General features: G+C 71.4%; 25 protein-coding genes. 14 read left to right on the top strand and 11 right to left on the bottom strand.

All coding sequences use genetic code 11. From position 1 onward, the window contains the following. Nucleotides 1-41 precede the first annotated feature (41 nt). The gene (locus tag ACTOWY_RS00300; RefSeq protein ID WP_441307564.1) at nt 42-659 is read left to right on the top strand and encodes a TetR/AcrR family transcriptional regulator; all 618 of its coding nucleotides are present in this window, start codon (nt 42-44) and stop codon (nt 657-659) included. On the opposite strand, the gene ACTOWY_RS00295 is transcribed toward ACTOWY_RS00300, so the two are convergent. The 3 genes from ACTOWY_RS00295 to exaC all read right to left on the bottom strand — a co-directional run bounded on the left by ACTOWY_RS00295 (nt 647) and on the right by exaC (nt 5,860). Beyond that, a complete protein-coding gene (locus ACTOWY_RS00295; RefSeq protein ID WP_441307563.1) occupies nt 647-3,802 on the bottom strand; it encodes a bifunctional cytochrome P450/NADPH--P450 reductase in 3,156 nt (1,051 codons plus the stop codon). The two genes, ACTOWY_RS00300 and ACTOWY_RS00295, sit on opposite strands and share 13 nt — an antisense overlap. A 148-nt stretch (nt 3,803-3,950) precedes the next feature. Next, nucleotides 3,951-4,343, bottom strand: a complete 393-nt coding sequence (locus ACTOWY_RS00290) for a DUF779 domain-containing protein (RefSeq protein WP_247758521.1) — start codon at nt 4,341-4,343, stop codon at nt 3,951-3,953. Next, entirely contained in the window at nt 4,343-5,860 is a 1,518-nt protein-coding gene (gene exaC, locus ACTOWY_RS00285) for an acetaldehyde dehydrogenase ExaC (protein ID WP_441307562.1), read from the bottom strand. Before exaC ends, ACTOWY_RS00290 begins: the two co-directional genes overlap by 1 nt. A 208-nt stretch (nt 5,861-6,068) precedes the next feature. On the opposite strand from exaC, the gene ACTOWY_RS00280 reads away from it, so the two are divergent. Then, a complete protein-coding gene (locus ACTOWY_RS00280) occupies nt 6,069-6,452 on the top strand; it encodes a peptidase inhibitor family I36 protein (RefSeq protein ID WP_441307561.1) in 384 nt (127 codons plus the stop codon). Between the two features lie 26 nt (nt 6,453-6,478). Here the strand turns inward: ACTOWY_RS00280 and ACTOWY_RS00275 are convergent, their stop codons facing one another. Then, nucleotides 6,479-7,678, bottom strand: a complete 1,200-nt coding sequence (locus ACTOWY_RS00275; protein WP_441307560.1) for a transcriptional regulator — start codon at nt 7,676-7,678, stop codon at nt 6,479-6,481. A gap of 29 nt (nt 7,679-7,707) precedes the next feature. Here ACTOWY_RS00275 and ACTOWY_RS00270 point away from each other — a divergent pair, with 29 nt between their 5' ends. Further along, the gene (locus ACTOWY_RS00270) at nt 7,708-9,081 is read left to right on the top strand and encodes a DUF2252 domain-containing protein (RefSeq protein ID WP_441307559.1); all 1,374 of its coding nucleotides are present in this window, start codon (nt 7,708-7,710) and stop codon (nt 9,079-9,081) included. A gap of 82 nt (nt 9,082-9,163) precedes the next feature. On the opposite strand, the gene ACTOWY_RS00265 is transcribed toward ACTOWY_RS00270, so the two are convergent. The 7 genes from ACTOWY_RS00265 to ACTOWY_RS00235 all read right to left on the bottom strand — a co-directional run bounded on the left by ACTOWY_RS00265 (nt 9,164) and on the right by ACTOWY_RS00235 (nt 14,932). Next, a complete protein-coding gene (locus ACTOWY_RS00265; protein WP_441307558.1) occupies nt 9,164-10,786 on the bottom strand; it encodes an ABC-F family ATP-binding cassette domain-containing protein in 1,623 nt (540 codons plus the stop codon). A 42-nt stretch (nt 10,787-10,828) separates the two neighbouring features. Further along, nucleotides 10,829-11,860, bottom strand: coding sequence for a cell division protein ZapE (gene zapE / locus ACTOWY_RS00260; protein ID WP_441307557.1), 1,032 nt, complete (start codon nt 11,858-11,860; stop codon nt 10,829-10,831). Between the two features lie 29 nt (nt 11,861-11,889). Next, nucleotides 11,890-12,174 carry a hypothetical protein gene (locus ACTOWY_RS00255; protein ID WP_441307556.1) on the bottom strand — a complete coding sequence of 95 codons (285 nt, stop codon included), beginning with the start codon at nt 12,172-12,174 and terminating at the stop codon, nt 11,890-11,892. Between the two features lie 104 nt (nt 12,175-12,278). After that, nucleotides 12,279-13,193, bottom strand: a complete 915-nt coding sequence (locus ACTOWY_RS00250; RefSeq protein WP_441307555.1) for a hypothetical protein — start codon at nt 13,191-13,193, stop codon at nt 12,279-12,281. Between the two features lie 5 nt (nt 13,194-13,198). After that, nucleotides 13,199-13,855 (bottom strand): YdcF family protein, encoded by a 657-nt coding sequence (locus tag ACTOWY_RS00245; protein ID WP_441307554.1) that lies wholly within the window; start codon nt 13,853-13,855, stop codon nt 13,199-13,201. Continuing rightward, nucleotides 13,852-14,574 (bottom strand): TauD/TfdA family dioxygenase, encoded by a 723-nt coding sequence (locus ACTOWY_RS00240; protein ID WP_441307553.1) that lies wholly within the window; start codon nt 14,572-14,574, stop codon nt 13,852-13,854. The genes ACTOWY_RS00245 and ACTOWY_RS00240 overlap by 4 nt, the downstream gene beginning before the upstream one ends. Next, nucleotides 14,564-14,932 carry a hypothetical protein gene (locus ACTOWY_RS00235; RefSeq protein ID WP_185002905.1) on the bottom strand — a complete coding sequence of 123 codons (369 nt, stop codon included), beginning with the start codon at nt 14,930-14,932 and terminating at the stop codon, nt 14,564-14,566. Before ACTOWY_RS00235 ends, ACTOWY_RS00240 begins: the two co-directional genes overlap by 11 nt. A gap of 259 nt (nt 14,933-15,191) precedes the next feature. On the opposite strand from ACTOWY_RS00235, the gene ACTOWY_RS00230 reads away from it, so the two are divergent. The 11 genes from ACTOWY_RS00230 (at nt 15,192) to ACTOWY_RS00180 (ending at nt 21,015) form a co-directional block, all read left to right on the top strand. Beyond that, the gene (locus tag ACTOWY_RS00230) at nt 15,192-15,953 is read left to right on the top strand and encodes a pyrimidine reductase family protein (RefSeq protein WP_441307552.1); all 762 of its coding nucleotides are present in this window, start codon (nt 15,192-15,194) and stop codon (nt 15,951-15,953) included. Next, the gene (locus ACTOWY_RS00225) at nt 15,950-16,492 is read left to right on the top strand and encodes an RNA polymerase sigma factor (protein WP_441307551.1); all 543 of its coding nucleotides are present in this window, start codon (nt 15,950-15,952) and stop codon (nt 16,490-16,492) included. The genes ACTOWY_RS00230 and ACTOWY_RS00225 overlap by 4 nt, the downstream gene beginning before the upstream one ends. After that, the gene (locus ACTOWY_RS00220; protein WP_441307550.1) at nt 16,489-17,076 is read left to right on the top strand and encodes a hypothetical protein; all 588 of its coding nucleotides are present in this window, start codon (nt 16,489-16,491) and stop codon (nt 17,074-17,076) included. Before ACTOWY_RS00225 ends, ACTOWY_RS00220 begins: the two co-directional genes overlap by 4 nt. Before the next feature lie 94 nt (nt 17,077-17,170). Continuing rightward, nucleotides 17,171-17,635, top strand: a complete 465-nt coding sequence (locus ACTOWY_RS00215) for an Asp23/Gls24 family envelope stress response protein (RefSeq protein WP_247758532.1) — start codon at nt 17,171-17,173, stop codon at nt 17,633-17,635. Continuing rightward, nucleotides 17,635-17,922, top strand: a complete 288-nt coding sequence (locus ACTOWY_RS00210; protein ID WP_441307549.1) for a hypothetical protein — start codon at nt 17,635-17,637, stop codon at nt 17,920-17,922. The genes ACTOWY_RS00215 and ACTOWY_RS00210 overlap by 1 nt, the downstream gene beginning before the upstream one ends. A gap of 6 nt (nt 17,923-17,928) precedes the next feature. After that, nucleotides 17,929-18,207 carry a hypothetical protein gene (locus ACTOWY_RS00205; RefSeq protein WP_441307548.1) on the top strand — a complete coding sequence of 93 codons (279 nt, stop codon included), beginning with the start codon at nt 17,929-17,931 and terminating at the stop codon, nt 18,205-18,207. An 18-nt stretch (nt 18,208-18,225) separates the two neighbouring features. Next, nucleotides 18,226-18,405, top strand: a complete 180-nt coding sequence (locus tag ACTOWY_RS00200) for a hypothetical protein (RefSeq protein WP_185010704.1) — start codon at nt 18,226-18,228, stop codon at nt 18,403-18,405. After that, nucleotides 18,402-18,755, top strand: a complete 354-nt coding sequence (locus ACTOWY_RS00195) for an Asp23/Gls24 family envelope stress response protein (protein ID WP_441307547.1) — start codon at nt 18,402-18,404, stop codon at nt 18,753-18,755. Before ACTOWY_RS00200 ends, ACTOWY_RS00195 begins: the two co-directional genes overlap by 4 nt. A gap of 4 nt (nt 18,756-18,759) precedes the next feature. Next, on the top strand, nt 18,760-19,293 hold the full coding sequence (locus ACTOWY_RS00190) for a DUF6286 domain-containing protein (protein ID WP_441307546.1): 534 nt from the start codon (nt 18,760-18,762) through the stop codon (nt 19,291-19,293). Further along, nucleotides 19,290-19,886, top strand: a complete 597-nt coding sequence (locus ACTOWY_RS00185; RefSeq protein ID WP_441307545.1) for an alkaline shock response membrane anchor protein AmaP — start codon at nt 19,290-19,292, stop codon at nt 19,884-19,886. The genes ACTOWY_RS00190 and ACTOWY_RS00185 overlap by 4 nt, the downstream gene beginning before the upstream one ends. A gap of 40 nt (nt 19,887-19,926) precedes the next feature. Further along, nucleotides 19,927-21,015, top strand: a complete 1,089-nt coding sequence (locus tag ACTOWY_RS00180) for an ATP-dependent DNA ligase (protein ID WP_441307544.1) — start codon at nt 19,927-19,929, stop codon at nt 21,013-21,015. Nucleotides 21,016-21,147: the final 132 nt, after the last annotated feature.

Raw genomic sequence — 21,147 nt, 5'->3', positions numbered from 1 at the left:
GGGCAACTTCAGCGCCCGACTGAGTCGGTTATAGTCCGCGCGTGGCTCACGTTCCGGCTTCCGAACGCCGTCCGCAGCTGGTCAGGGCGGCCATCGACCTGATGGGCCGGGAGGGCATCAGCGCGGGCAGCACCAGGGCCATCGCCACCGAACTCGGCGTGGCCCAGGCGACCGTGCACTACACCTTCGGCACCAAGGAAGGCCTGTACCGGGCGGTGCTGGAACAGGTCACCCTGGACCTGATCGACCGGGTCCAGCAGGCCGTGCCGGAAGACGGTTCGTTCGAGCAGACCCTCGGCGCGCTGGCCGCCGCCCAGTGGCGGACCGTGCGCGAGCAGCCCAGCCACTACCAGCTGCTCACCGAACTGCTGCTGTACGCGGTCCGGACCCCCGCGCTCAGTGACGCCCCGCGCAGTCACTACGGCGAGATCGTCGAGGTGACCGCGGATCTCATCGGCGAGGCCGCGCAGCGCACCGGGCGCACGCTCGCCCAGCCACCCGCCCTGCTGGCCCGGTTCTACCTGGCCGGGTTCGAGGGCCTGGTGGCCCAGCACCTCGCGCTGCCGGACGAAGCGAGTGAGCAGGCCGGGCTGCGGAACCTGGTCGCCGCCCTGGTCGCCCTGGCCGACGGGCGCCTGGATCCGGCTCAGCCCGCGTAGACGTCCTCGACGTACCGGCCAGCCTCGATCAGCCCGGCCAGCCAGTCCGCCGCCTGCTGCTCGTCCGCGCCGGTGTGTTCGCGGTGCACGGCCTGGAACGCCGCGCGCACCGCGGGCGCCAGGCGCTGGCCGTCGCCGCAGACGTAGACCCGCCCGCCTGCCTGGAGCACCGCCCAGACCTCCGCGCTCTCCCGCTCGATCCGGTCCTGGACGAACCGGTTCTCGTGTTCGGGCGCGTGCATGAAGGTGGGCCGCAGGCTGACCACGCCTGCCCGTTCCGCGGCTTCGAGTTCCACCCGGTGCAGGTAGTCCACAGCTGGGTGGTCACAACCGAAGTAGCACAACAGCTTTCCGGTCGACCCGGTGTGCACGCGGTCCAGCACGGCGCCGCGGAACGGGGCCAGTCCGGTGCCCGCGCTGACCACGATCACCGGCCCGGAATCTGCTGGTGGCAACCGGAAAGCCTCGGCGCAGGGCAGTACCCGGCAGTGCAAGCTGTCGCCCGCCGCCACGGTGTGCAGGTAGTCGGAGGCGATCCCGCGGAACTCGCCCGCACCACCACGATGCGGACCGGCGAGCCGGGACACCATCAGCTCCACTTCGCCGGGCAATGCCTTGGCCGAGGAGGAGATCGAGTAGTGCCGGGGCCGCAGCACTGGCAACAGTTCCAGGAACTGTTCGAACGACAGTGCGCAGGATTCGTTGCGTACCAGGAGGTCCAGCACGCTGTGCCCGGCCGGGTAGTCGTCGAAGGCCACCAGTGCGGCACGCTCGGGCGGGCAGCCGGTGTGCGCGGCCAGCACGGCGACCTGTGCCGGGGTCGCGGCGGCCTGGAGTTCCACGAACTCGGTCAGCAGCAGCCGCAGGGTCAGCGGCCGGTCGACCGGCAGGGCCTGCCACCCGCGAGCCCGCAACCGCACCGTGCGATCCAGGTCCAGGTCAAAGCGGTCGGCGACCCGCTGCACCAGCGTGGCCGGGTTACGCGGGAGCACCGCGAGGTGATCACCGGTGCGGTAGCTGACGCCGTCGGGCAGTCGCAGCCGGAGGTAGCGCTTGGCGCGGCCGAGCGGGTGCGCCAGGTCGACCAGGTCCCGCGTTTCCAGGACCGCCATGGGCAGCACGCCGTGCCGGGCGGTGAGCGCGCCGGTGACCGATTCGGGCGCGTCCTCCAGCCGGTACATCCCTTGGCCCGCACCATCTTCCGCGGTTGTCTCGACGCCGTGCTCACCGAGCAGGGCCGCCCACAGTTCGGCAGTCCAGCGGTCTACCGTGCCCGCGAAGTCGCCCGCGGCGTCCGCGATCCCGCGCGGCAGCACCGGGACGGCGCCCGCGGCCGCCAGTCGTTCGTCGATCAGGGTGGGAATCCGCTGGTAGGTGGCGGCCCAGTTGCGGTCGCCGACGCCGAGCACCGCGTACCGCAGGCCGTCCAGCTCCCCCGGCTTCCGGTTTTCCAGCCAGGACAGGAACTTCGCCGCGTCGTCGGTGGGACGGCCGTTGTAGGAGGCGGCCACGATGATCACCGGGTCCACGCCGGGCCGGAGCCTGCCCACGGCCTCGTCCAGGGCGGCGACCGAGGGCACAAAGCCGTGCCCGTCGCCCTCGGCGGCCAGATCACGGGCGATCCCGGCGCAGGTGCCCAGGTTGGAGCCGTGCAGCACGGTCAGCGCGGTCCCGGCCGCCCGGCGGGTCAGCCGCGTCGTGGGGGTGCCGACCTCGGCGGTGACCGGCAGTCGGCGTTCGGTCCGGTCTCGGCGGGCCAGTTTCAGGGTGAAGCCGTCCGGTTTGATGGTGAGGGTGGACTTGATCTTGAGCTGGTAGTCGGCGTGGTCGATCAGCCGGTAGCGGTGCACGATCAGGCCCAGCACCAGGGTGGCCTCGTGCAGCGCGAACTGCCTGCCGATGCAGGCCCGCTCGCCGGTGCCGAACGGCTTGAACAAGTGCACCGGGCGGTGTGGTTCCCGCTCGGGCGCGAACCGCTCCGGGTCGAACAGCTCGACGTTGTCCCCCCAGGCCGGATCCCGGTGCAGCGCGGGCGTCAGCACCATCAGCGTCTCCCCCGCGCGCACCCGGTAGCGACCGCCGATCACCGTGTCCGCCAAGGGTTCCACCGCGAAGGCGGGGGCGGTCGGCCACAGTCGCAGGCTCTCGTTGAGCACCTGGCGCAGGTAGGTCAGTTTGCCGATGTCGCCGTAGGCCGGTTCCGGGCGGTCCGTATCGCCCCACAGAGTGTCCACTTCGGACTGTGCCTTGGCCAGCACCTCCGGATGCTTGGTCAGGTAGTGCAGGGCGAAGGACAACGCGCCGCTGGTGGTCTCGTGCCCGGCGATGAGGAAGGTCAGCGCCTGGTGCAGGATGTTGTCGTCGTCGAGCACCGCCCCGGTCGCCGGATCGGGCGTGTGCAGCATCCGCCCGAGCAGGTCGCCGGTGCCGGTGTCCCCGGAGGCGCGGCGCTCCCGGATGACCTCGCCGACGAGTTCCCGCATCAGCGTGTTGTCCGCGCGGAACCGCTCTTCCTTGCGCCACTGGAGGAATGCGGTGCCCGGGATCGACTCGCTGCGCTGCTGAACTCGTTCCAGCGCGCGGGCCATGGCCGCCACGAACGGATGGGTGTCCGCGCGGCGGAAGGACCCGAAGTCGTAGCCGAAACCGCACAGCCCGATGGTGTCGAAGGTCAGCCGGGTCATGTCCTCGGCCACGTCCACCGGCAGGTCACCGGAAGCCTTGTCCCACTGGGTGATCAGCTCCCTGGCCACGGTGAGCATGGCCGGGTGGTAGCCGCGCATCGCGCCGAGGGAGAAGGCTGGCATCAGCACCTCGTGCGCCTTGCGCCAGTTCGGCTCCTCGTGGAACGCGGTGAACAGCCCATCCCCCGCGATCTCCCGCACCTGCACCAGATCCGCGTGCACGTTCTTGCGGAACCGGGACTCGTCGGCGAGTTCGGTGACCAGGTCCAGGCCGGAGACGAAGGTGAACTCCTGGCCGAACACCCGCACCCGGAAGATCGGTCCCATCTTCTTGGCCTCGCGGATCGCATACAGCAGGCCGTCGGCGCCGCTGGGGATCCGCAGGGCATGCCCGATCAGCGGCAAGGCCGGGCGCTCCGGGATCGGTTCGAGCACGTCCTGGCGGCTGGTGCTGGTCATCGTCCTGCCTCTCCGGGGGGGGTGACGGCCTGCGGATACCTCCTACTGTACCGATCGACTTTGTCAGTCGACAATGTCAGTTGACTGTGTTCGTTCGCACGGGCCCGGCCTGGCCCGATCCGCGCCGTGGGCCGGGCCAGGCCGGGGTTCAGGGGGTGAGGTCGGCGCCGGAACGCGGCGGGTTGCGGGCCAGTTCCACCACCTCCTCCTCGGTGAGCAGCCGCGAGCGCAACAGGAACCGCACGCCCTCCGGCGCCTCCAGGGAGAAGCCGCTGCCGCGGCCGGGCACCACGTCCACGGTCAGGTGGGTGTGCGACCAGTAGGCGTACTGGTCCCGGCTGATCCAGAACGGCGTGTCCCCGTCCACCAGCCCGAGCAGCAGATCGGCCGCGCCGACCCGGAATTCGTCCCGGGGGTAGCACATCGGCGCGCTGCCGTCGCAGCAGCCGCCGGACTGGTGGAACATCAGCGGACCGTGCCGCGCACGCAGCGTCCCGAGCAGCGCCGCGGCGGCCGCGGTCAGCTCGACCCGTTGCGCCATCAGAAGAATCCGAGCTTCTTCGGCGAGTAGCTGACGAGCAGGTTCTTGGTCTGCTGGTAGTGCTCCAGCATGCGCAGGTGGTTTTCCCGCCCGATGCCGGACTTCTTGTAGCCGCCGAAGGCCGCGTGCGCCGGGTAGGCGTGGTAGCAGTTGGTCCAGACCCGCCCGGCCTTGATCTCCCGGCCGAACCGGTAGGCCTGCGTGCCATCCCGGGTCCACACGCCGGCGCCGAGCCCGTACAGCGTGTCGTTGGCCAGTTTCAGCGCCTCCTCGTCGGAGTCGAAGGTGGTCACCGACACGACCGGGCCGAAGATCTCCTCCTGGAAGACCCGCATGTCGTTGGTGCCACGGAAGATCGTGGGCTCGACGTAGTAGCCGTCCGGGTAGCCCTCGACGACGCGGGTGCCGCCGCCGGTGAGCAGTTGCGCGCCCTCCTGCTTGCCGATCTCGATGTAGGACAGGATTTTCTCGTACTGGTCATTGCTCGCCTGCGCGCCGATCATGGTGTCCGGGTCGAGCGGGTCGCCGCAGGCGATGGCCTCGGTGCGGGCGATGCAGCGGGCCATGAACTCCTCGTAGATGGAGGAGTGGATCAGTGCCCGGGACGGGCAGGTGCACACCTCGCCCTGGTTGAGCGCGAACATCACGAAGCCCTCGACCGCCTTGTCCAGGAAGTCGTCGTCGGCGTCGGCCACGTCAGCGCGGAAGATGTTGGGGCTCTTGCCACCCAGCTCCAGGGTGACCGGGATGATGTTCTCGCTGGCGTACTGCATGATCAGCCGCCCGGTGGTGGTCTCCCCGGTGAAGGCCACCTTCGCCACCCGCGGACTGGTCGCGAGGGGTTTCCCGGCCTCGATGCCGAAACCGTTGACCACGTTGACCACGCCGGGCGGCAGCAGGTCCGCGATCAGCTCCATCAGCAGCAGCAGGCTCGCCGGGGTCTGCTCGGCCGGCTTGATCACCACGCAGTTCCCGGCGGCCAGCGCGGGCGCGAGTTTCCAGGTGGCCATCAGGATCGGGAAGTTCCACGGGATGATCTGCCCGATCACACCGAGGGGCTCCTGGAAGTGGTAGGCCACGGTGTCCGCGTCCAGCACCCCGATGCTGCCTTCCTGGGCCCGGATCACCCCGGCGAAGTAGCGGAAGTGGTCCACCGCAAGCGGAATGTCCGAGGCCAGGCACTCGCGGATGGGTTTGCCGTTCTCCCAGGTCTCGGCGACCGCGAGCCGTTCCAGGTTTTCCTCGATCCGGTCCGCGATCCGGTTGAGCAGCAACGACCGCTCGGTCACCGAGGTCGCGCCCCAGGCATCGGCGGCGGTGTGCGCGGCGTCCAGGGCCAGTTCGATGTCGGCCGCGCCGGAACGCGCCACCTCGCAGAAGGTCTGCCCGGTGACCGGACTGGGGTTGTCGAAGTAGCGGCCGTCCACCGGGGGCACCCACTTGCCGCCGATGAAGTTGTCGTAGCGGGCGGCGAACCGGACGATGCTGCCCTCGGTTCCCGGCTGTGCGTACGCCATGGGACTTCCCTTCACGCGCCGGTGCGGTCCGGCCCACGGTGGCGGGTGCGGGTTGGCGTGAGGTTGGCGTCTGGCCCAGTTGGCCCAGTCCCCGCGCTGAGAACCAGGTCACAGCCCGGCAAAGGCACTGTCAAACGCGGCGGCGGTACCGCAGAATCACTCCGCGCAATAATTGCGACATGATGTAACAGTTGAGAGAGGGGCATACATGTCCAAGGCACGACTCGCCGGGGCCGCGCTCGCCGCGTTCGCCACCGCCGCCACCCTCGGCCTGGCCGGGGCCACCCCGGCCGAGGCCGCACTCGCCGACTGCCCGAACGGCAACATCTGTGTGTGGGACGCCGGCCGGTTCCAGGGCAAGCCGTTCTACGTCGGCAACCCGGGCTCGATCAACTACTTCTTCAGCGGCGCGTGGCCGAACGACGTGGCCTCCTCGCTGTCGAACAAGACCGGCCGCGACCTCTGCTGGTACGAGCACGCGGACCCGCGCACCGGTGCGGTCTGGGGCAGGCACGACCACCCGTCCTACTTCCTGGACGCGCAGCAGCTCTCGCCGAATGACTCGATGACCGCCATCGGCGTCTGCGTCTGAGCTGATCCGGCCAGGGGTGGTGGGGGTCAGCCCGGCAGCAACTTGCGCAGCCGGGCCAGCACCACCCCTCGCCGGGCATCAGCCGGGTCCAGCCGGGCCAGCGCGTGCTGGTGGGCCTGGAGGTCATACGGGTGCCGGGACAGGTAGCTCAGCAGGTGATCAGGTTGCGGTGACTGGAGAACCGCCTCCCGCAACGCCACCTCGATGACCTCGCGCCACTCCCGGATGCCCGGCGCCTCCGACTCCGGCAGCAGCGGACCGCGGTAGTGCCGCAGCGCGGTGGTCAGATCGCGCGCGGACAGCGCGTCCAGCACGGCGCGGGCGTCGGAGCGGACCGGCGTGCCCAGGTGGTAGCTGCGGGTGGTGACGCCGCCACGCAGCGCCCGGCGCAGGTGGCTGACCTCGGCCTTGAGCGTGCCGCGGTGTACCGGGCGATCGGCGTAGAGGGCGTCCTGGAGCAGCTCCGGGGTGAGGCCGTCGGGGTGCAGGGTCAGCAGGGTGAGGATCTCCAGCTGACGCGGGCGCAACGGGACCGGCGCACCGCCGTCGAGCAGTTCGCCGCGGCCAAGGCAGTGCAGTGACCAGCCCGCGGGGGCCAGGTCCAGGGGCGACTCGGCCAGCCGCGCCTCCAGGGCGGTGACCAGGCCGCGGACCGTGGGCATGGCCAGCGGGTGCGAGCGGTCCCAGGTGGTGGAGAGGTCGAGCACGCCGAGCACCTGGCCGTTGGGGGCGTGCACCGGCGCGGAGTAGCAGACCCAGCCGTGCAGGGCCTGGACCAGGTGTTCGGCCGAGAAGCAGCTGGCCGGGCGGTTGTGGTCCAGGGCGAGGGAGAGCGCGTTGGTGCCCATCGCGGCCTCCGACCAGCGCCCGCCGACGGCGAAGTTGACCCGTTCGGCCCGGCCGCGCATCACCCGGCCGCCGAAGGTCCACAGGATGGTGCCCTGCGCGTCGGCCACCGCGGCCACGTACCCGGCGTCCTCGGCGATGCCGCGCAGCTCGGCCGCGCAGGCCAGCACCGGTTCCCGCAGCGGCGAGTCCTGCCAGCGGGCGTCCGCGCTGGGCGCGCTGTCGCGGGCCGGGCTCACCGCGGGCAGCGCCCTGGCCCAGGACTGGGTGACCTCGGGCGGCACCGCGGCGTTCGCGCCGGGAGCACGGTTGGCCACGCAGCGGGCCCATTCCCGCTCCAGCTGGGCCCGGCGCAGACGCAGGGCGGTCCGTGGCGGCATCTTTCACACGTTAGGGGGATGATGGCGGGGTGGATAGGGGAGAGAACGCGGTGTCGCACGCCTGGGTCAAGCCGAGTGAGGTCTACGCGCGCGGACGTGCGCTGCGAGAGGAGGTACGACCGAAACTGCACGACCACGCCGCGCTGGGCGCGGACCGGCCGGGGGCGGTGGAGTTCGTGCACGCCAGCAACGCGCCCCGATTGCGAGAACTGGTGCCGCTGCGGGTGGGCCGGATGCTGGCCTCGCCGTTCGCCTTCTTCCGGGGCGCGGCCGAGCTGATGGCCGCCGACCTGGCCGCCACCCCGGCCAGTGGGATCACCGCGCAGATCTGCGGTGACGCGCACGCGGCCAACTTCGGGCTGTTCGGCACCAACGAGGGCCGGATCGTCATGGACATCAACGATTTCGACGAGACCGCGCCCGGACCGTGGGAATGGGACCTCAAGCGACTGGCGGTCAGCCTGGTGCTGGCCGGGCGTGAGGGCGGGGTGTCCGAGGACGGCTGCGCCAAGGCCGCCGAGGACGCGGTGCGCGCCTACCGCAAGACCATGAACCGGCTGGCCGAACTGCCGTTCCTGGAGTCCTGGAACGCCCTGGCCGACGCCTCCACCATCAGCAAGGTCAAGGCGGACGAGCTGCTGGACGACTTCGAGAAGGCGTCCAAGAAGGCCCGCAAGAACACCAGCCGCAAGGTCGCGGCCAAGTGGACCAGGCAGGTCGAACGGGACCACTGGCGGTTCGTGGAGGAACTGCCGGTGCTCCGGCAGGTCAGCGCACCCACCGCCGAGGCCGTCGCGGCCAGCCTGGACAGCTACGTGAGCACGCTGCGCGAGTCCCGGCGCAACCTGATCCGCCGCTACAGCGTGGCCGACGTGGCCTTCCGGGTGGTCGGCACCGGCAGCGTGGGCCTGCGCAACTACCTGGTCCTGTTGCACGGCAACGAGGATGACGCGCTGGTGCTCCAGGTCAAACAGGCCAACCCGTCCTGCCTGAGCAAGTACCTTGACCTGCCCGCGCACGAGCACGACGGCAAGCGGGTGGTCGAAGGCGCGCGGCTGGTGCAGGCCGAGACGGACATCCTGCTCGGCTGGACCACGGTGGACGGGCGGCACTACATCGTGCGCCAGTTCCGCAACATGAAGGGCGACATCGACCCGACCGCGCTGCGCAAGGACCACCTGGACGACTACGGCAGGCTGGCCGGCGCACTGCTGGCCCGCGCGCACTGCCGCTCCGCCGACCCCCGGCTGATCGCGGGCTACTGCGGCGAGGACGAGGAACTGGACGAGGCGGTGACCCGGTACGCGGTCCGCTACGCCGACGCCACCGAGGCCGACCACGCCGCCCTCACCGCCGCGGTCCAGCGCGGCGACCTCGCCGCCGAGATCGAGGACCGCGACTAACGGCCAACACCCGGTCCCACTTCGGCCAACACACCGTACGACAACGGCCAACACGCCGCCGTTGTGGACGGGGTGTTGGCCGTTAGCGGGGTCGGCGCACTCTGGTCTCGTCCCATACCGGCGTGTCCGACTCGGCCACCGTGCCATCGGCGCGGAAGATCAGGAACCGGTCGAAGCTGGCCGCGAACCAGCGGTCGTGGGTGACCGTGACCACGGTGCCGTAGAACTGTTCCAGGGCTTCCTGCAGCGCCTCGGCCGAGGTCAGGTCGAGGTTGTCGGTGGGCTCGTCCAGCAGCAGCAGGGTGGCCCCGGACAGCTCCAGCAGCAGGATCTGGAAGCGGGCCTGCTGGCCGCCGGAGAGGGTCTCGAAGCGCTGGTCGCCGCTGGTGTGCAGGCCGTAGCGGCGCAACGCCGACATGGCCTTGCCGCGGTCCAGCCCGGCCCGCTGGTCCTCGCCGGTCCACAACAGCTCGACCAGGGTGCGGCCAAGCCACTCCGGATGGTCGTGGGTCTGCGCGAACAGCCCCGGCCGCACCCTGGCGCCGAGTTTGCACACTCCACTGTGGACAACCGAGGGATCTTCGTTGAGCAGCCGCAGGAAATGGCTCTTGCCGGAGCCGTTGGAGCCCAGCGCCGCCACCCGGTCGCCGAAGAAGATCTCGGTGTCGAAGGGCTGCATCAGCCCGGTCAGTTCCAGGCCGGCGCAGGTGATCGCGCGCAAGCCGGTGCGGCCGCCGCGCAACCGAGGGGCGAGCTTCTCGTTGCGTGGCAGCTCCGGCGGCGGGCCGGCCTCCTCGAACTTGCGCAGGCGGGTCTGCGCCGCCTGGTACTGCGAGGACATGCCGTCGTTGTACTCGGCCTTCTGCTGCAACATCCGGACCAGGTCCTTGAGCTGCTGGTGCTTTTCCTCCCAGCGGCGGTGCAGTTCGGCGATCCGGTCCCAGCGGTGCTCGCGGGCGGCGTGCCAGGTGCGGAAGCTGCCGCTGTGCGTCCAGGCCGAATGCCCCTCCACGGTGACCACGTGCGTGGCCGCCTCGGCGAGCAGCTCGCGATCGTGGCTCACCAACAGGATCGCCTTGTCCGAAGTGGACAGTCGCTGTTCCAGCCAGCGCTTGCCTGGCACGTCCAGGTAGTTGTCCGGCTCGTCCAGCAGCAGCACCTGTTCCCGGCCGCGCAGCAGCACCTCCAGCACCAGACGTTTCTGCTCACCGCCGGAGAGCGTCTTCACCCCACGGAAGCGCGCCCGGTCGAACGGCACGCCCAGCGCGGCCACCGTGACGGTGTCCCACAGCACCTCGGCCTCGTAGCCACCGGCCTCGCCCCAGGCGACCAGCGCGGCGGCGTAGCGCATCTGGGTGGGTTCGTCGTCGGTGTCCATCAGCTTCAGCTCGACGTCGTCGAGTTCGGCCGCGGCCGCCCGGATCGGCTCCGGCGCCACCGCCAGCAGCAGGTCCCGGACCGTGCGGTCATCGCGCACCGAGCCGACGAACTGCGGCATCACCGCCAGCCCGCCCTGGTGCGACACACTGCCGTCCACCGGCTTCAGCTCACCGCTGAGGATGCGCAACAGGGTGGTCTTGCCCGCGCCGTTGGCGCCCACCAGCGCGACCACCTGCCCGGCGCTGACCTTCACCGACACCTCGGCGAACAACTCACGCCCGTCCGGGAGCACACAGGACAGGCCGCCGGCCTCCAGATAACCCACGCCGCCGATGGTGCCCGAGCGCGAGGCCCGCTGGCGAACCCTTTACCGGTCCGCGGCCGCGGAATCGCGCGAAAGTGCGACCAGCCGGGACACCGCGCGCAGGTACTTCTTGCGGTAGCCGCCGCGCAGCATCTCTTCGGTGAACAGCTCGGAGAGCGGCTGCCCGGAGACCACCACCGGGATCGCCCGGTCATACATCCGGTCGGCCAGCACCACCACCCGCAGTGCCACGTCCTGGTCCGGCACCGCGTGCAGCCCGCGCAGGTGCACCGCGCTGACCCCGTCCAGCAGCCGCCCATACCGGGACGGGTGCAGCGTGGCCAGGTGCGCGCAAAGATCATCAAAATCGTCCACAGTGGACCCCGGCCGGGCCGCGGCCAGTGCGTCGAGTTCGCCGGGGGCGACCGGGTCCGGCGCGGGCGGCAGACCGCGGTGCCGGTAGTCCGGCCCGTCCACCCGCACCACGGTGAACTTGGCCGACATGGCCTGGATCTCGCGCAGGAACTCCTCGGCGGCGAAGCGGCCCTCGCCGAGCTTGTCCGGCAACGTGTTGGAGGTGGCCGTGACGAACACCCCGGCGGTGGTCAGCTCCTGCAGCAGCCGGGTGACCATGGTGGTGTCGCCGGGATCGTCCAGCTCGAACTCGTCGATGGCCAGCAACCGGTGCCCGGACAGGCTGCGCACCGCCTCGGCGAACCCGAGCGCGCCCACCAGATGGGTGAGTTCGACGAAGGTGCCGTAGGCCTTGGGCCCCGGCACCGCGTGCCACACCGAGGCGAGCAGGTGCGTCTTGCCCACCCCGAACCCGCCGTCCAGGTACAGCCCCGGCTTGGCCACCGCGGCCGGTTTGCCGCCGAAGAGCCCGCCGATCCAGGACTTGCGCGGCGGGCCGACAAGCACCCGGCCGCAGAAGGCCTGCCCCGCCTCGACCGCGGCGGCCTGGCTGGGCTCCTCCGGGTTGGGCAGGTAGGTCTCGAACCGCACCGCGTCGAACCGGGGCGGCGGCACCATGGCCGCGACCAGGTCGGCCGGGTCGATCTCCGGACGACGATCGACCAGGCGCGCGCTCGACATTCCGGCAGCGTAACCGGCGTCCCCAAGACTCAGTGCAAGGCCGCCCACAGCAACAACTGCCCCGCCAGCGCCGCCACCAGCAGCCCCAGCAGAGCCGCGGCCACCCCGGTCGGCACCGGCCGCCGCACCGCCATCCGGTCCAGCAGGGCCAGCGCGATCCCGCCGACCACCAGCCCACCCAGCGCCACCGCCACCGCCGCGAGCAGCCCGAACGCGGGACTCAGTCCCAGCGCCCCGGCCACGCAGCAGGCCAGCAGCACCGCGGCCGCGGGCAACAACGAGTCCGATCGTTTGGTCCGCCTGGTCTCATCCACGGGCACCGCCCCCGACGTCAGTGTCGAAACCTCTCACCCTGGATACGAGCAAAACACGGCCCCCGGACCGGCCACCGGTGGTCCTTGTCACATCGTGACCTGGCTCAGACCCGGAAGGTGAGCAGCGCGCCACGCACGTCCGACTGCTCCACCGCCACCGCCAGCGCGCCCAGCTGCCTGCGCTGCCCGGCCAGCCCCGCGTCCTCGGCCGCCCGGGTGGCCAGCCGGATCAGCCGCCGGGCCGCGGGCACGTCCCCGTGCAGGCACCGCAACTGGGCGAGATTCTTCAGGAAGGAGATCCGGGAGATCAGCGTGCTGGCCGGACGCACCGCGGCGAAGGCGCGCACGAACTCGCCCGCCAACTCCCCCGCGGCCAGGACGTGCCCGGTGTTGGTGAGGAATTCCAGCACCCGCTTCACCGTGCGGAAGTAGTCCAGCGGCCGCTCCGTGCGGTAGTCCGCCGCACCGGCGAGCAGTTGCAGGTGCAGGCGGTGGTCCTGCGACAGCATCACCTGCTGCCGGATCACCGGGATGTAGTCGACCGGCTCGGCCAGCCGGGCGATCGAGGGGTCCCGCCTGGCCTGTCCGAGCAACTCGGCGTAGCCGCTCAGATCGCCACGGGCCTTGGCGCACACCGACATCAGCCAGTGCCAGTTGATCAGCCCGCCCGCCACCACCGAGGGCAGGGCGCACGCCTCGAACTGTCGGCGTGCCCGGCTCAGATGTCCTTCGGCCCGGCGCACATCCACCGCGCCGGAGCCGATCGCCAGCGCCATCTCGGCGAGGAACAGGTGCAGCACCCCTACCCCGGCGCAACCGCGGACGGGCAGCCCGGCCGCATAGCCGGTGACGCTCTCGCCGAACCGCAGGCACAGTGCCGGATCTCCGGTGCGGCGGTAGAACTCGCGTACCCGCCGGTTCTCGGTGGCGAAGAACAACTCGGCCACCTCGGCGCACCCGGCGATCCGCTCGGTGACCTGACGGCTCACCAGCAACGGCACCGGCGACAGATCGTCCATCGCGGCTAGCCGCGGATGACGAACTGGTCGAACCCGCCTGCCGCCAGCCGTTCGTAGGCCTGCCACACCGGCTCGGGGATCTCCACCGGCGCCTGGAAGCCCCGCGCCGCGTACACCCGGAGCCGTTGCAGGTCCCCGACCATGAGGTTGATCATGCGGTCCAACGGGGTCTCCGCGGTCGGATACGCCCAGACCGCGCCCCTCGGCGGCCGTGCCGACCAGTGCAGTTCGGGCCAGCGCACCGCCGCGGTGGCCAGCGCCCTGCGAGCCATGTACGGCTTGCACACGATGATGCCGCTGGCCGGGCTGAGGCCGTGCCCGGCCACCAGTTTCCGCGAGTAGTCGAAGTTGTCGCCGGTGTTCGTCGAGTTCTCCTCGAGCAGGATCCGGTCGGCGGGCACCCCCCGCGCCCGCATCGTCCGCGCGTACCGCACCGCCTCGGTCTCCCGCCACTGCCCGCCGGTGACCTTGCCCGCCCCACCGGTGACCACCGCCAGCGGCGCGGCGCGGTCCAGATACAGCCCGGCGGCGTGCTCGGCGACCCGGAGGTCGTGACTGCCCAGGACCAGCAGCAGGTCGGCGGTGACCGAGCCGGAGTCGAGCAGGTGGAAATCCCACAGCAACTCGATGTCCCGACGGTCCTGCGGGCTGAGATCGCTCATATCGCTCTTTCTCGGTAGGGGTTGTCGTGGCCGCGGCCGAAGATCTGCGCCAGCAGCCTGCGACGCTCTGGCGGTAGCTCCCGCTGGCCCGGACCCAGCGGTGTCTTGCCGTGCACCCAGCGGTGCTGGTCGATCAGCACGGCCTGCCCGGCGCGCAGTGGCAGCAGGATCCGGTGCACGGCCAGTTCGGTGGCCAGGTGGTCCAGCGCGGCCTGCACCTCAGACTCCGGGTGCCGGAGGTGGTGGGTGTAGCGGAACGGCCAGTGCGGGTCGTGGTCGAGCACCGCGAAGGGATTCACGTCCACCCCGATGTTGACCAGGTTCTCCACCCGCCCGTCCCGGAACTCCCGGCGCCGCAACAGCCGCCGGTCCCTGGCGGAGAGGTTCTCGGCGGCCGCGACCGGGGCGAGCATGGTCGCCCCGCCGCCATGCGGGTCCGGCCGGTGACAGCAGAGGCCGACCAGGTCGGGTGGGTTGGCCGCGTTGACGAAGTCCAGGTGCAGTGGGGAGGCGCCGACGCCCTCGGAGCGTTCCGGCGCTCGATCGGTCCGCACGCCGATCTCCCGCCACCGGCCGATCCCGGCGAAGACCACTATCGGTTCGGCCAGTTCACCCAGTGCGCGCTCGACCCGATTCCGGGCTGCCTCTTCGGAGATCTCACCGGGTTCGGCCGTCAGCAGCGCGTATCCGGTCGAGCGCAGTGCCGAGTCACTGATCACCGCCTACCCCCTTGCGTGCGTTCTTCAGTCTTTTGCCGAGCCGGATCCGCATCACCACCACTCCGGCGGTCACCAATCCGAGCATCACCACAAAAATGACGCCGGACAGTGACACCGGCTGTCCACCGGTGATGACATTGGTGAAGAACCCGACGATTCCGCCGAGCAGGCACCACATCATCGAGTCGAACAGCGCCCGATCGGACTCCGCGTCCCGCAGCCGGTCCAGTGAGTGCTGGGTGACCAGCCGGACCGTCAGCTCCTCCCGGTTCGGCAGCACGATGGGCGCGCTGGAACCGGGATGGATCGGGTCACCACCGAAATTGTGCCGGATCAGTTCGGCGATGTACTGGTCCACCTGGTTTTCCGATTCCCCCGTTGCCACACCCAATGTTACCCACACTTGCCCATGGCAATAAATACGGTCAAATCCACCAGAAACAACGAGTCCGGAATTTTGCCACTACAAACACTTCCGGTCCGGGTGACATCGGCAATTTTCCGCCCGATTCGGCGAAAAGGCTCAGCCCATTGATCCGAACGCCGTCGCCCGCGGTCACGAAGCGTTCCCACCTCCCACCGAGCGCGCCGGCCGCGCCGCGTGCTCAGATAGAGCCGTGGACTGGCTCTGGCCCTCGGACTCCCCCGCCGTCGCGACCCCCGCCGACGCGAGCGGGCTGGAAGCGCGTTACGCCTACCCCGAGGACCTGGCGCGGCCCTGGGTCCGGGTCAACTTCGTGTCCAGTGTGGACGGTGCGGTGACCGTGGACGGGCGCTCCCGCGGGCTGGGCACCGAGCTGGACAAGGAGATCTTCCTGCTGTCCAGGGATCTGGCCGATGTCATCCTGGTCGGGCTGCGCACCGCGCTGATCGAGGGCTACGCGGGGGCCAAGCCCGGGGCGGAGCGGCGGGCCAGGCGGGCCCGGCACGGGTTGTCCGCGACGCCGCCGATCGCGCTGGTCACCGCCAGTTGCGCGCTGGAGCCGGAGTCGCCGTTGCTCACCGACACCCGGGTGCCGCCGCTGGTCTTCACCTGCGCGAGCGCGCCTGCGGACCGGCGCCAGGCGCTGGCCGGGGCGGGGGCCGAGGTGGTGCTCACCGGCGAGGACACCGTGGACCTGACGCGGGTGCTGGCCGAGCTGGACGAGCGTGGGTTGCGGCGGGTGGACTGCGAGGGCGGGCCGACGCTGTTCGGCTCGATGATCGCCGCCGACCTGGTGGACGAGCTGTGCCTGACCGTCTCGCCGCTGCTGGCCGCCGGGGACGCGGCCCGGATCGCGCACGGGGCGCACCCGGACCGCCCGCTGCCGCTGCGGCTGGTCTCGGTGCTGCACGAGGAGCACGCGTTGTTCCTGCGCTACCTGCGGGACCTACCGTGACCAGGGCCGACACCGAGCTGCTCGCCGCGGCGGCGCGCGGGGACGACGCCGCCTTCGACGACCTGGTCCGGCGGCACACCACCCGGATGTACCGGATCGCGCTGCGCATCGTCGGCGATCCGGCCGAGGCCGAGGACGTGGTGCAGGACGCCTGGGTCTCGGCCTGGCGGGGGCTGGCCAAGTTCCGCGGCGAGGCCGCGCCGACCACCTGGCTGTTCCGCGTCGTCACCAACACCGCACTGGCCCACCTGCGCAAACGCCGGCCGACCGTGCCGCTGGAGGACACCGCCGAACCGGTGATGACCGATGTGGCCGCCGATCCGGAGCGGGCCGCGTTGCGCAACGAGCAGACCGATCTGGTGCTGCGCGCCATCGCCACCCTGGAACCCAGTCAGCGGGTGCCGCTGGTGCTGCGTGAGCTGGAGGAACTCAGCTACGAGGAGGTCGCCGAGGTCCTGGACGTGCCGGTGCCGACATTGCGCTCGCGCCTCTACCGGGCCAGGGTGGCCTTGCTCGCCAAGTTGGAGGAACTGCGATGACCGGAGCTGACGCGGTCCTGCCGTGCGGCCGTCTGCGCGGCGACCTCCTCGCGCTGGTCGTCGACGGCGAACTGGAACCAGCCGACGCCGAACTGGCCGCGCACGCCAGGGACTGCCCGCACTGCCAGGCCGAACTCGGCGCGCTGGACGGCCGCTGGGGCGCGGTCCGGGCCGCCGCCCGCGCGCCGGTGCCGGTGCCGGACGGGCTGGCCGCGCGCATGCTGGCCGGGGTACGCGGACTGCGCGGCACCTTCTCCGCCGCCGACGCCGAACTCGACCAGGGCGACGGGCGGCTCACCGTGTCCGCGCGCGCGGTGCTGACCCTGGCCCGCCAGTTCGCGGTGGACGCGGTGCACGAGCTGCCAGAGGTGCACCTGCGCGGGCTCACCGGCGACGGCGCGGCGATCACGGTGGCCATCTCGGTGCGCTACGGCGTGGCCGCCGACCTCACCGCGCTGCGGCTACGGCAGACCCTGCGCTCCCGGCTGGCCGGATCGCTGGACGCGGCCGCGCCGGAGGTGATCGTCGAGGTGGTGGACGTGCTGCCACCCCGACCGGGTATCGGACTTCCCCAGTTCGAGTGACAAACCGCGATGCGGTGGAGCCAACGGGCATCCGAACCGATGTCAGGTGAAGGACGAACACCTGACGTCGTAGCCGATGCGAAGGAGTCCCCTCATGGCGCAGTCCACCACCGCCGAGTCCGTGCCCGCCGCCCGCGGCGGGGCCACACCGGCCCGGTTGGCCGATGACACGTCGCAGGGCAAGACCACCATCTCCGCCTCGGTGGTGCAGAAGATCGCCGGCATCTCCGCCAGGGAGATCTCCGGGGTGCACGCGATGGGCGGCGGGGTCTCCCGCGCGTTCGGCGCGCTGCGCGAGCGCATCCCCGGCGGTGGCACCTCGGCCACCTCGGGTGTGCAGGTGGAGGTCGGCGAGAAGCAGGCCGCGATCGACCTTGACATCGTGGTCGAGTACGGCGCGTCCATCGTGGACCTGGCCAAGGCGGTGCGCCGCAACGTGATCACCGCGGTGGAGCGGATGACCGGACTTGAGGTGATCGAGGTCAACATCGCGGTCAACGACATCCGGCTGCCCAGCGAGGACGACGAGGCCGGGCCGGACGGCTCGCGGGTCGAGTGATGGCCGCCGAACTGGCGGACCGGATCGCCGAGGTCGTGCTGACCCACCCGAGCGTGGTGTCCCTGCACGGCGGCGCGTACGGCGCGGTGCTGTCCTACCTGCCCGGCCGCAAGGTGATCGGGGTGCGCAGCACCGGCGCCGGCGAACCGGTGGAGGTCGGTGTGGTGCTGCGGATCGGCGAACCGCTGCCCGAGGTGGTCAGCGAACTGCGGAACCGGGTGCGCCAGGTGACCGGCGCGGTGCCGGTGGACATCACCGTGGTCGACGTGCTGGAGCCCGGCGAGTAGGAGCCGATGGTGCACACCGGCGGCGAGCCCCCGGCTGATCGGGCGGCCTTCCGCGAGTTCGTCCGGCGGCACCACCCTGATGTCGGCGGCGATCCGGTCGTGTTCGCGGCCGGGGTCGAGGAATACCGGCGACGGCAGCGGGAGCAGGGCGAACCAGTGTCCGAAGTGGACGAACGGTTCGACGGGCCGGTGGAGTTCGTGGTGACACCGCGGGGAATCCGCGGTATCGCCACCCGGATTGGCCGGTGGCGGGCCAGACGCAGGCGCCCGCCCCGGGTGAGCTAGAAGGAAGCAGGTTCGATGATGAACGGCACCCAGACCGGCCTGCTGGCCGGGCTCGTCCTCGGCGCGGCAGGCGCCCTCGGCGGGTTCACCGCCTTCCTGATCACCCTGCTGGTCGGCGCGATCGGCCTGGTCGTGGGCCGTGTCCTGGACGGCGAGCTGGACCTCGGCGAGCTGATCGGCCGCGGGAAGGACCGGTGAGCCAGGACGATCCCGGCGACCGTGGCGGGCTGCGCATCGACCCCGGCGTGCTGCGCAAGGTGGTCGAGCACAGCGCCGACGGCGTGCCGGGAACCCTGCGCGTGCCCAGGAAACTGGCCGGGCTCGGGCTCGGCGAGCACGGGTCGAGCGCGCGGATCACCCTGTCCGGCAACGAGATAGATGTGCGACTGGACCTCGCGCTGTGCTACCCCGCCCCCGTTCGGTCCACTGTGGACGCGGTGCGGGTCGCGGTCGGCGAGCAGGTCGAGCGGATCACCGGGTACCGGGTGCGCGTGGTCGATGTGACCGTCTCCGCGCTGCTGCCGGAGACCCGGGCGAGGGTGGAGTGAGACCATGCGGCTGATCGTGCGACTGCTGTCGACCCTGCTCGGACTGGCCCTGGCCGGCGCGGGCGGCCTGCTCGCGGTCGAATTCGCCTGGGCCGCCTGGAAACCAGGGCAGTACGCACTGGTGCCGTGGCGGGACTGGGCGGACCGGCTCGGTTCGGTGGACTGGACCGCGACACCGACCCGGCTGGTCGCGGGCGCCCTGGTGCTGCTCGGGCTGATCCTGTTGTGGGCGGCCAGCGGCGCGCGGCGGCGCGATGTGCGGCTGGCCGATCCGGCGCCGGAGGTCACCGTGACCACCTCGCCGCGGTCCCTGGCCCGCCTGGTCGGCACCCGGGTGCGGGCCGAGGACGGGGTGCACGCGGCCACCGTGACCGCGTCCAGGGCGAAGGTCCGGGTGCGCGCGTCCAGCCGGTTGCTGGCCAAGGACGAGCTGCGGCCCAAGGTCCTGGAGGTGACCCGGACCGTGGTCACCGATCTGCCGCTGCCGCGCACACCGAAGGTGTCCGTGGTCGTGGCCTCGCCGAAGGAGCGCCGATGAGCACCCGATCCGCGGCCGCGGTGGCCCGCTCCGCCCGCGCCGAACGCGTCCTGACCGGCGGCGCCGGGATCCTGGCCATCCTGCTCGGCGCGGGCGCGCTGGTGCTCGGCCTTGGCTGGCTGGGCACCGGCCGGGCGGCCCGGCCGGTGCTCGACCCGATGATCCGGGACTGGCTGCTGGCCAACCGGCCATGGGTGCTGGGCGTGGGCATCGCGCTCGGCGTGCTGGTGTTCGTGCTGGGCCTGCGCTGGGTGGTGCGCTCGCTGCGGCCCGAGTCCCGCCCGGACCTGCGGATCGACGGTGCTGGACCGGGGCGGGTGACGATCACCGCGGCCGCCTTCGCCGAGGCCGTGCGCACCGACGCGGCCCGGGTCACCGGGGTCAGCCGGGCGCAGGCACGGCTGGTCGGCAGCGTGGAACGGCCCGCGTTGCGGGTGCAGTTGTGGCTGGCCGAGGGTACCGATGTGCGCGCGGTCTGGCAGCAGCTGGACGAGACCGTGCTCAGCCGCGCCCGGGAATCACTCGGCGTGACCGCGCTGCCCACCGCGGTCCGCCTGGAACTGGACAGCGCGCGGCGCCGCCGGGTCCGGTGAACCGCTGCGATCCCCGGCCCGAGCAGTCATGATGGCCCGCATGACGCTGCCGCTGACCCCGCCCGTCCAGCCCATGCTGGCCAGCCCGGTGGACGAGGTCCCCGACCGCGACGGCCTGCTGTTCGAGCCGAAGTGGGATGGGTTCCGCTGCGTGGTCTTCCGCGACGGCGACTCGGTGTTCCTGCAGTCCCGCTCCGGCAAGGACCTGGCCCGCTACTTCCCGGAGGCGGTGGACTTCCTGCGCGCCGAACTGCCGGACCGGGTGGTCCTCGACGGTGAGCTGGTGGTCGAGGTGGGCGGTGAGCTGGACTTCGACGCGCTGACCGAACGCATCCACCCGGCGGCCAGCCGGGTCACCCTGCTGGCAGGCCAGACCCCGGCCCGGTTCATCGCCTTCGACCTGCTCGCCCACGGCGACGAGGTACTGCTGGAGCTGCCCTTCACCGACCGGCGGGCCCGGCTGGAAGCGCTGTTCACGCAGGTCAAGGGCGATCGGGTGCACCTGACCCCGGTGACCGCCGAGGTGGCCACCGCCCGCGAGTGGTTCACCCTGTTCGAGGGCGCCGGACTGGACGGGCTGATCGCCAAGCCCGCGGCCGCGCCGTACGCGCCGGGCAAGCGCACCCTGTGGAAGATCAAGCACGCCCGGACCGCGGACTGTGTGCTGGCCGGGCTGCGCTGGCACGTCAAGACCGAGCCGGGCACCGCGGTCGGTTCCCTGCTGCTCGGGCTGTATGACGACCAGGGCGTGCTGCACCACGTCGGCGTGATCGGCGCCTTCCCCGCCGCGCGCCGCAAGGCCCTGGTCGAGGAACTCGCCGAACTCCGCGAAGGCGCCGAGGACTCGCACCCTTGGCTGACCGGCGAGTCCGAGGGCCAGCGCCTGCCCGGCGCGATCAACCGCTGGCGCAGCAACGAGGCCACCTGGGTCCCGCTGCGACCGGAACGAGTCGTCGAGATCGCCTACACCCAAACCGAGGGCGGCGCCCCCGCTCGCCTGCGCCACAACGGCCAATTCCTCCGCTGGCGCCCCGACCGCGAAGCCGCCTCCTGCCGCTACGACCAACTCGACCAGCCCGCCCGCTACGACCTCGACTCAGTCCTCTCCGGCCAAGTCAAACCCGCCTGACCCACCCCGCGTGTTGGCCGTTGTCGACGCCGTGTTGGCCGTTGTTGACGCCGTCTTGGCCGTTGTCGTACCCCACGTTGGCCGTTATGCGCGTTCACTCCGGCCTCACCCCTGGCGTGCGAAGCTGCGACG

Source organism: Crossiella sp. CA198, from assembly GCF_052078295.1.
In the GTDB taxonomy this organism is placed as follows: Bacteria; Actinomycetota; Actinomycetes; order Mycobacteriales; family Pseudonocardiaceae; genus Crossiella.
The sequence above is the reverse complement of the archived record's forward strand: the minus strand, read 5'-3'. Positions and strand labels throughout refer to the sequence as shown.

Excerpts from the sequence above, each read along its gene's own strand:
- ACTOWY_RS00250 (WP_441307555.1), bottom strand. The coding sequence starts at position 13,193 with ATGGACGATCTGTCGCCGGTGCCGTTGCTGGTGAGCCGTCAGGTCACC.
- ACTOWY_RS00290 (WP_247758521.1), bottom strand. The coding sequence starts at position 4,343 with ATGGCGCAACGGGTCGAGCTGACCGCGGCCGCCGCGGCGCTGCTCGGG.
- ACTOWY_RS00215 (WP_247758532.1), top strand. The coding sequence starts at position 17,171 with ATGGCGCAGTCCACCACCGCCGAGTCCGTGCCCGCCGCCCGCGGCGGG.
- ACTOWY_RS00180 (WP_441307544.1), top strand. The coding sequence starts at position 19,927 with ATGACGCTGCCGCTGACCCCGCCCGTCCAGCCCATGCTGGCCAGCCCG.
- ACTOWY_RS00210 (WP_441307549.1), top strand. The coding sequence starts at position 17,635 with ATGGCCGCCGAACTGGCGGACCGGATCGCCGAGGTCGTGCTGACCCAC.
- ACTOWY_RS00185 (WP_441307545.1), top strand. The coding sequence starts at position 19,290 with ATGAGCACCCGATCCGCGGCCGCGGTGGCCCGCTCCGCCCGCGCCGAA.
- ACTOWY_RS00280 (WP_441307561.1), top strand. The coding sequence starts at position 6,069 with ATGTCCAAGGCACGACTCGCCGGGGCCGCGCTCGCCGCGTTCGCCACC.
- ACTOWY_RS00295 (WP_441307563.1), bottom strand. The coding sequence starts at position 3,802 with ATGACCAGCACCAGCCGCCAGGACGTGCTCGAACCGATCCCGGAGCGC.
- ACTOWY_RS00275 (WP_441307560.1), bottom strand. The coding sequence starts at position 7,678 with ATGCCGCCACGGACCGCCCTGCGTCTGCGCCGGGCCCAGCTGGAGCGG.
- zapE (WP_441307557.1), bottom strand. The coding sequence starts at position 11,860 with ATGTCGAGCGCGCGCCTGGTCGATCGTCGTCCGGAGATCGACCCGGCC.
- ACTOWY_RS00220 (WP_441307550.1), top strand. The coding sequence starts at position 16,489 with ATGACCGGAGCTGACGCGGTCCTGCCGTGCGGCCGTCTGCGCGGCGAC.
- ACTOWY_RS00245 (WP_441307554.1), bottom strand. The coding sequence starts at position 13,855 with ATGAGCGATCTCAGCCCGCAGGACCGTCGGGACATCGAGTTGCTGTGG.
- exaC (WP_441307562.1), bottom strand. The coding sequence starts at position 5,860 with ATGGCGTACGCACAGCCGGGAACCGAGGGCAGCATCGTCCGGTTCGCC.
- ACTOWY_RS00190 (WP_441307546.1), top strand. The coding sequence starts at position 18,760 with ATGCGGCTGATCGTGCGACTGCTGTCGACCCTGCTCGGACTGGCCCTG.
- ACTOWY_RS00200 (WP_185010704.1), top strand. The coding sequence starts at position 18,226 with ATGAACGGCACCCAGACCGGCCTGCTGGCCGGGCTCGTCCTCGGCGCG.
- ACTOWY_RS00205 (WP_441307548.1), top strand. The coding sequence starts at position 17,929 with ATGGTGCACACCGGCGGCGAGCCCCCGGCTGATCGGGCGGCCTTCCGC.